Origin of the sequence: Bacillus sp. JJ1127, assembly GCF_036965845.1 — a bacterium.
Lineage (GTDB): Bacteria > Bacillota > Bacilli > Bacillales > Bacillaceae_G > Bacillus_A.
Genome location: NZ_JBALQK010000068.1, coordinates 5,460 through 13,017, shown reverse-complemented (window position 1 = coordinate 13,017; position 7,558 = coordinate 5,460). Strand labels below are relative to the sequence as shown.

The following is a 7,558-nucleotide window of genomic DNA, read 5'->3' as shown; positions in this document are numbered from 1 at the left end:
TAATTTATCTGTAGAATCAAAAATAGAAATGATCCAATATTCCGAAAACTAACTTTCGAATTTAGTCTTTTACGGTTAAATTAAAATAGGAGGTTGAACTATGGACTTAAAGTTATCTGGAAAAAAAGCACTTATTGTTGGAGGAAGCCGGGGGATTGGTAAAGCTACCGCTCGCCAATTGGCTCTGGAAGGTGTAGATTGTACAATTTGTTCAAGAAACGAATCCTCACTAAAAATCGCTGCAGAAGAATTAGCTCAAGAAACAAAAAGAAATATCTATCCAATTGTGGCAGATACCACTGATCCTGACTCTATCCTAAATTTAGTTGAAAAATCAGCAGCAGCAATGGGAAGCATTGATATTTTAATCAACAGTGGAGCCCGTGTTGGCGGCTTTGAGCCAGAGGATTTTAATAGTATTAAAGATGAACTTATTTTGAAAGATTTTGAAGAAAAGTATATGGGCTATTTTCGTTGTATGCGAGCTGTAGCTCCTTATATGATAGAAAATAATTGGGGACGTATTATAAATATAAGTGGCCTGGCTGCTAGAATTGGCGGCAATTATTTTAGTTCCGGTCCACGTAATGCATCTGTTGTCCATTTAACAAAATCCGCATCATTGGAATTAGGAAAACACGGAATTAACGTCAATGCTGTTTATCCAGGGATTGTCGATACGGAAATGTTTAGAAACCGGGTCACTAATGAAGAGGCTGTGCGTCAGATGGCAGGACTCAATGCACTCGGCCGCTTGATTACAGTAGAAGAAATTGCTAATGTCATTACCTTCCTAGCTTCACCTTTGGCGGCATCAATTACTGGCGATGTCATTTCGGTAACCGGCGGAATTGGAGATACCGTTTTTTACTAAAAAGCTAGGGTTGATATTGTAACTGTATCGTAGATTACCAATAATAATGTATAAAAAAACGAGCCTTACTAAAAGCTGAGGCTCGTTTTTTTATAACTTTTTAATCCTAATCTATCCCTATTGTATATTTAGCAGCATTCAGGAAATTGTCAATTTTAGAAACAGTTGATTCAATGTTCTTAGAGAAAATAGCCATATGTGCAAAAAAGCCGTGGATCATACCGAGTTCACATACATATTCAACTTGCACACCAAATTTTTTCAGTCGTTCGGCATAAGCCATTCCTTCATCCCGAAGCACATCATTTTCTGCTGTGATCACGATCGCTGGCGGGAGACCACTTAAATCTTCAGCAACCAAAGGAGAAGCGTATTCATTATACCTGTCCTCATCATTCCTTACATAATGATCACGGAACCAAATCAGCTGTTCGCGATCCAGACCAAATCCTTTTGCAAATGTTTGATGGGATTCCGTACTAAACTCAAGGTTTGTCGCAGGGTAGATTAAGACCTGTGCAGTGATGTTGGGACCTTTTCTGTCTCTTGCCATCATAGTAACTACTGTCGCTAGATTTCCGCCTGAGCTATCCCCTCCGACTGCCAATCTAGTAACATCTCCGTTAAAGGAGGTCCCTTTTTCATAAACCCATTTCAATGCCGTATATGCGTCTTCGACTGGAGTCGGGAACTTATACTCTGGAGCAAGACGATAGTTTACAGATACAACAATACTAGCCGTTCTATTTGCTAGCATTCGGCAACTTGCATCCATCACTTCAATGTCTCCCAGAACCCATCCTCCACCATGGTAGTAAATGAATATCGGGAATGGACCTTGCCCCTCCGGTATGTATACCCTACATTTGATTTCTTCGTCTTTACTTACCGGTATCATCAAGTTCTCTACCTTTGAAACTGGATCTAATTTTACAGTAGGGCGCGGTGCATTGGAAAGCATATCTCTTACTGCCTTTGGATCCATCTCGTGAATTGGCGGCATCTGATTATATGCTTGTAAATATTTTTCTGCTTGCGGATCTAAATTTGCCAAGAAACATCATCCTCACTTCCATTTATTATTTTAAAATTAACTCGGCTATTTCTTAAACCTTTATTCCAGTCCTGAAACCCTCAATTAACTTCATCATTAAAAACATAAAATGGTGATTTTATTCACCTTATTTCGATGAACAAAATCACCATACCGCTTAATTTAAGAAAGAATGATGATTTTACTTACCACTAGCTGTTTATCTATTTACAGGTGCTCCTCCGATATAAAACTCGAAATCTGGGGCAATTTTTCGGCCATTTGGCATCATGAGCCACAATCTTAATAAATGACGTTTGCGGTCATCTTCTTCATAATCTTCAAATAATGTACGTGAATGAAAAACAGCATAGTTATTAACGAATTGCATATCACCTGGTTCCATCATCATATCAATATGAAAGTTTTTATCATGAGTAAGGGAATCTATAAAATCAAATGCTTCGATTTCCTCTTTCGACAAAGAGATACCTGTTTTCGTTTGTGCTGATTCGACATATTGGCGCATATATCTGCAGCTCAATTTACCATCGTAATAGCTAAAGATTGGTGATTGAACTACCGGAGATTGACCTAGTGCTTCTTCCCCACGAAGATCATGGGCGAATGGACGATAAAGAATTTCAAGGTACTCTGGGTGCTTCTCCAGAATTTCATTATAGATAGACATTGCGCTAGCGATACTGCTTAAACCACCAGATTTCGCTTTGCGAAGACATAGTAATCCGACCACATCAGCAAGATCTGTGTGATAGTCAAGATGCACATTTGTTTGGTAACCTCTTACTTTTGTATTGTCATTAAAGTCTTTACCTATGTTTTTGATATGCCCTAAGAGGTCCCCATTTTTACTTTGGATGATCGGCAGTCCCAAGTGAAGTCCGAGACCCCAGTAAATGATGCTTGCTTCTTCGTCAGTATACCGTTCCATCGGCAATCCGCGAAGCAATAGAAACCCTCTCCCATTCTCCATTTCGTCGACAAAGTATTTGATTTCGTCAGCGAGATCAGGAATCAGGAAATCCTCCTTTTTAAAATCTGGTGCTTTTAATCCCTTTTGCTGAACATGTAATAATGCCTTATCAAGTGCAACAATCGTTTTATCGGACAAATAATAAATCCATGAATCATCTTTAGCTAGTTCAATGCCTTTCCATGCTGAACGCCCTTGAATTTTTTCATTTATAATGACTGACATAAATATTCCTCCTTTATTCATTTAGTTATTTTTTCACTTTATATGACTGAATATTTAGAATTTTCTTTCCTTTAGTATACTTATAATTATAAATGAAATAAAATTGTTATTTTTAATTTATAATTAAGTTGTATTAATATATACTGGCATTCAGTCTCACAAACTAGCCCTTTCAAAAAACTAAGTAATAGATACATTGACCAAATAATCAATTAACATGGCTATAATCACCCTACCTCAATTTGGTATATTCACTAACTAAGAAGATTTTTTTTAAAAGTTATTACTGTACCCTTACTTGCTGTATATCTTTTAAATACTCACTTGTTCCTCTGCTTTTATCGCTGTGTTACTTTGCTTTGCGGGGCGAACAACGATCCAAAATAATAATCCGAAAACGAGCATACCTAAAGAAGTTACTTGAAACCCATAACGATATCCCATTGCCTCAGTCGCTGCATATTGGATGAAATATCCGAATACGAGCGGGGCAATAATACTTGTTGAACTTGAAAGAGCAATGAACGTTCCTTGTGCTTTTCCGATGTTTTTGGGAGAAAAAAAGTCCATCAATATTGCGGGTGCGAGTGAAAGAATGACGTATGCAAAACCTGGAGAAAGGGTGAAGAACAAGATAGATATGGCAGTTGAATTCACGGCATTTGCTAGATATACACAAAGAGCAGATAGCACCATCATGGAACCGGCAAGATTTATTCGTGCTTTACGAATATCCCCAGTTTTTCGATAAATCCGATCTGATAGCATAGAAAATCCAATTTGGCTAACAGCAGCGAAAAGAAAAGGTAACGACACGGCTAGTTTTAATGTTTGACCATTAAAATGTTGAACTTTCGTAAAGTATGCTGGAAACCATATCGCTTGAACGGACAATAACCAATAGGCACAGCCGCCACACAAAACGGTAAAAATAAAATTTTTAGACAAAAGATATGGAAGGAACTGACGCCAAGAAACCTTAGAGAGGGTTGATGCATGCTCCTCCTCTTGATGAAATGAAGGTAATCCGATTTCTTGTGGACTTTCTTTACCGAAAATAATCCATAAAACTAACACAATCAGTCCAACAATTCCCATGGCTATAAAAGCAGATCTCCATCCATATTGATCGATTAAGGAGATTAATAGTGGTGAAGCAATTGCTGATCCTCCTGTTGTCCCTAACAAAACAGCGCCAAAGCCTATACCATGTCTATGTTTTGGGAACCATTTCCCCATTATTGCCGTTGATAAGGCAGGGGCTGGACCTTCGCCTGCTCCCAAGAGCATTCTTGTAAACACTAGCAAAGACAGGCTAGAAATAAAAGGTGTGAGAAATTGAACAATCAACCATGTAAGTGACATCCAAGTTAACATTTTTTTCGTGTTTTTGGAATCGGCCATACCACCAAGAATGATAGAGGAAAAGGTAAAGAACCAAAAGAAGGAACTTCCCACCAATCCCCATTGTGAAGGGCTTAAATGTAACTCTTTCATTAGGGAAACGGAAACCAAACCAATAACAATTTTATCAACTTGGTTGATCATACCTGAAGCAACTAGAAATAATAATATAATCCAAGAATATTTTGGAGTGCTCAACGTATAAATCCCCCTTATTTTTACCATCAAGGGAAAACCTTTTCCTCACATCTGAAAAGGTGCTCCCTATCACATGAATCAATTGATGTTCTTATGAAACGATTTATAAAGGTAAGTCTTTCGGATTTAAGCCCAATTACTTCAAGTTTTCTATAATACCACCAGATGTTTTTCCACGGACGGGAATACCACCACGACCCGCTTTACCTGTTTTCTCATCAATAAACATCGCGAAATCGTGTGCAATTTCTCGGCCATTTGGCATCGTGAGCCACAATCTTAATAAATGGCGTTTGCGTTCTGGTTCTTCATAGTCTTCGTATTGAGTGCGTGAATGAAGAACTGTATAATTATTGACGAATTGCATATCGCCTTCTTCTAACATCATATTATAATGCATATTTTCATCATGAAGGATGGAATCTAGTATGTCTAACGCTTCAATTTCAACTTTTGACAAATGGATACCTGTTTTCGCTTGTGCTGATTCTATAAATGTACGGACATATCTGCAGCTCAATTTACCATCATAGTAACTAAAAATTGGTGATGTAAATACTGGCGATTCACCTGGCGCCTCCTCACCCCGGCGATCAAAGTTGAATGGACGACAGAGAATTCCAAGATACTCTGGGTATTTCTCCAAAATTTCATTATAAACAGCCATTGAACTTATGATACTACTGAATCCCCCAGTTTTCCCTTTTCGAAGGCTTAATAATCCGACGACATCAGATCCATCTGCGTGAAAAGGAAGATGCAATTTCGTTTGGTAACCGCGTACATTTGAATTTTCTAAGCTAAGACCTTGATCAATGACGTGCCCTAAAAGGTCACCATTTGCGTTTTGCGATACCGGAATACCCATGTGAAGTCCGAGCCCCCAATAAATGATGCTCGCTTCTTCATCTGTATACCTTTCCATTGGTAATCCACGAATTAATAGGAACCCCCTCCCATTCTCTAGTTCTTCCACAAAGTACGCAATTTCGTTAGAGAGATCCGGAATCAGGAAGTCCTCCTTGTTAAAATTAGGTGCTTTTAAACCCTTTTGTTTAACATGAATTAAAGCGCTTTCAAGTGATGCGATCATTTTCTCGGACAAATAATAAACCCATGAATCATCTTTAGCTAGATCAATACCTTTCCACGCTACTGGTCCTTGAACTTTTTCCTTTAAAATGGACGACATAAATAAGCCTCCTTCAATAATATGGTTAGTTAATTTCTCACTTAACTTCAATCAATTGTCTTAACTCTCTGCGCAAAATTTTCCCTGTTGAGTTCTTAGGTAACTCTTCAGAAAATTCCACATGTCTAGGAAGCTTGTACTTCACCAGCTTATCCTGACAAAATCGGATAATGTCATTCATGGTGATCTGCTCATCATTGACTACGACATAAGCTTTTACGTTTTCTCCGTATTCTCCATCAGAAACTCCGATTACGGCTGCCTCTACAACAGCAGGATGTTGATACAGAACTTCCTCCACTTCACGAGGATATACATTGTATCCACCAACAAGAATCATGTCCTTCTTTCGATCAACGATGTAGATGTATCCTTCTTCATCCATCGTTGCTAAATCACCAGTGTAAAACCATCCATCTATAAAGGCTGCTAATGTAGCTTCTGGCATTCCTAAGTATCCATTCATTACATTTGGCCCTTGAACTACTAATTCTCCGACTTCTCCTCTCGGCACTTCTATTCCATCCTCATTGACAACTTTGCTCTTGACGCCTGGTATATCTAAACCGATAGAGCCTGGCTTACGAGTTCCCTTTAAAGGGTTAATCGCAACGAGAGGCGAAGTTTCCGAAAGTCCATACCCTTCCAAAATAAAAACGTTGTACTTATTTTCAAATTTTTGTAGCAGCTCGACCGGAATCGAAGCACCTCCTGAGATACACACGCGAATGGATGAGAAATCTTCCGCAGTAGATTCAGGCGATTGAAAGATAAAATTGTACATCGTAGGAACTCCAGCAAACACTGTTGCCTTTTTTTCTCGAATGGTACGGACCACATCAAGAGGGCTGAATTTAGGTAGGATCAGGACAGTTGCCCCGCAAGCAATTGGCCCATTCAAACTTATAGTCATACAGAAAACATGAAACATTGGTAGAACAGCTACTACACAATCTTTATCATGGAGTTCAATTAATTCTGAAATGGAGTCTGCATTCGAAGCCAAATTCCGATGCGATAACATCGCACCCTTTGGTTTCCCTGTTGTTCCTGATGTGTATAGAATGACTGCAAGGTCTTCCTGATCAATGAAAGTGCTTGAACAGACATTATTACTTGTTTCCATCAAATGCTCCCATGCCGATTCCTGATCCTCGGCATCTGTATAAATGACTAGCTTTAGATTTTCCAATTGTTCCTTTATTTCTGACAACCTCGGTTCCACGGATACGTGCGCAATAACTGCTTTAGCTTGACTATCGTCTAAAATGTAGTTGATTTCCTCTTTGGTATACAAAGGATTCATCGGAACAACAAATGCACCTAGTCGTAAAATGCCGTAGTACGTAATAAGAAATTCAGGGCTATTTCCTAATAAAAGAGCCACTCCATCTCCCTTCCCGATTCCTCGGGCAGACAAACCAGCAGCCAATCGATCTACCTGCTGGTTTAGTTCTTTATAAGTAACACTTTTATCTCTATAGATATAAGCGATACTATCTGGGAAATTACTTGCACTTCTTTTCAGATTTTCGTCTAAATTATAACTCATTAAATGATTCCCCCCTTTATTCATATGAAAGTGTTAGAATGATAACTATTGTGAATATTCAAAATATTATTACGTTAAGTATACTT

The 7,558-nt window shown here is 38.5% G+C and carries 6 protein-coding genes; 1 reads left to right on the top strand and 5 read right to left on the bottom strand.

Annotated elements, in window-relative coordinates; translation table 11 throughout:
* The first annotated feature begins 100 nt into the window (after positions 1 to 100).
* Positions 101 to 874 carry an SDR family NAD(P)-dependent oxidoreductase gene (locus tag V7183_RS08685; RefSeq protein ID WP_097897830.1) on the top strand — a complete coding sequence of 258 codons (774 nt, stop codon included), beginning with the start codon at positions 101 to 103 and terminating at the stop codon, positions 872 to 874.
* Between the two features lie 106 nt (positions 875 to 980).
* On the opposite strand, the gene V7183_RS08680 is transcribed toward V7183_RS08685, so the two are convergent.
* The 5 genes from V7183_RS08680 to V7183_RS08660 all read right to left on the bottom strand — a co-directional run bounded on the left by V7183_RS08680 (position 981) and on the right by V7183_RS08660 (position 7,472).
* Positions 981 to 1,877, bottom strand: coding sequence for an alpha/beta hydrolase (locus tag V7183_RS08680; RefSeq protein ID WP_335359220.1), 897 nt, complete (start codon positions 1,875 to 1,877; stop codon positions 981 to 983).
* 250 nt (positions 1,878 to 2,127) lie between these two features.
* Complete coding sequence (locus V7183_RS08675) at positions 2,128 to 3,126, bottom strand: TauD/TfdA family dioxygenase (RefSeq protein WP_097897828.1); 999 nt, start codon at positions 3,124 to 3,126, stop codon at positions 2,128 to 2,130.
* Between the two features lie 312 nt (positions 3,127 to 3,438).
* Positions 3,439 to 4,728, bottom strand: a complete 1,290-nt coding sequence (locus V7183_RS08670) for an MFS transporter (RefSeq protein ID WP_335359219.1) — start codon at positions 4,726 to 4,728, stop codon at positions 3,439 to 3,441.
* A gap of 136 nt (positions 4,729 to 4,864) precedes the next feature.
* Positions 4,865 to 5,920: a TauD/TfdA family dioxygenase gene (locus V7183_RS08665; protein ID WP_335359218.1), complete on the bottom strand. Its 1,056-nt coding sequence runs from the start codon at positions 5,918 to 5,920 to the stop codon at positions 4,865 to 4,867.
* A 37-nt stretch (positions 5,921 to 5,957) separates the two neighbouring features.
* The gene (locus V7183_RS08660; protein ID WP_335359217.1) at positions 5,958 to 7,472 is read right to left on the bottom strand and encodes a long-chain-fatty-acid--CoA ligase; all 1,515 of its coding nucleotides are present in this window, start codon (positions 7,470 to 7,472) and stop codon (positions 5,958 to 5,960) included.
* Positions 7,473 to 7,558 lie beyond the last annotated feature (86 nt).

Excerpts from the sequence above, each read along its gene's own strand:
- V7183_RS08665 (WP_335359218.1), bottom strand. The coding sequence starts at position 5,920 with ATGTCGTCCATTTTAAAGGAAAAAGTTCAAGGACCAGTAGCGTGGAAA.
- V7183_RS08675 (WP_097897828.1), bottom strand. The coding sequence starts at position 3,126 with ATGTCAGTCATTATAAATGAAAAAATTCAAGGGCGTTCAGCATGGAAA.
- V7183_RS08680 (WP_335359220.1), bottom strand. The coding sequence starts at position 1,877 with ATGCCGCCAATTCACGAGATGGATCCAAAGGCAGTAAGAGATATGCTT.
- V7183_RS08660 (WP_335359217.1), bottom strand. The coding sequence starts at position 7,472 with ATGAGTTATAATTTAGACGAAAATCTGAAAAGAAGTGCAAGTAATTTC.
- V7183_RS08685 (WP_097897830.1), top strand. The coding sequence starts at position 101 with ATGGACTTAAAGTTATCTGGAAAAAAAGCACTTATTGTTGGAGGAAGC.